We start from the raw sequence: 646 nt of genomic DNA on the forward strand, positions 1-646 counted from the left end.
CATGACATACGTTTTCGACAAGGGTTACTGCGACTACAACTGGTGGCACCAGATCGATCAGGTGGGGGCTATCTTCGTCACACGGCTCAAAAAAAACGCCAATATGGATCACGTAGAGGATCTGAAAAAAGAAGGAAAAGCCGACTTCATTGAGTCGGATGAAGCCGTGCGATTTGGCAAGAAGTACCTGAATACTCGACGCCTGAATCACTATCACAACCAAGCCGTACGCCGAGTCCAAGTTCGTCGAGACGATCACGAAACACCGCTGGTTTTGGTGACCAACGACTTTTCGCGCTCAGCTGAGGAAATCGCTGACCTGTACAAGCAGCGCTGGCAGATCGAGCTGTTTTTCAAGTGGATAAAGCAACATCTGAAGCTCAAACGGTACTTTGGCTTCTCCGAAAACGCCGTGCGCTTGCAGATCTACAGCGCGCTCATCACCTATCTTTTGCTGCACCTTTATAAACAACGCTCAGGCAGCTCGGATTCGATTTCAGACTTTGCTATCCGGTTGACCCACAGCTTGTTCGAGCGCCCGCTCAGCGATGCACACCGTGAATATCGAAGGCAAAAGCGAACAGAGCTGAAGGCTGCCCAAGGCAGCCTTCAGCTATGAGAGAGTTTTACCGGACACTAGTGACGC

At 50.8% G+C, this 646-nt stretch carries 1 protein-coding gene; it reads left to right on the forward strand.

The annotated features are described in order from the left end of the window. The coding region (locus BK658_RS29705) for an IS4 family transposase (RefSeq protein ID WP_123585410.1) at positions 1–619 on the forward strand (619 nt) is incomplete at its 5' end. Between the last annotated feature and the right edge of the window lie 27 nt (positions 620–646).

It is taken from the genome of Pseudomonas brassicacearum (assembly GCF_003732175.1).
GTDB lineage: Bacteria > Pseudomonadota > Gammaproteobacteria > Pseudomonadales > Pseudomonadaceae > Aquipseudomonas > Aquipseudomonas brassicacearum_G.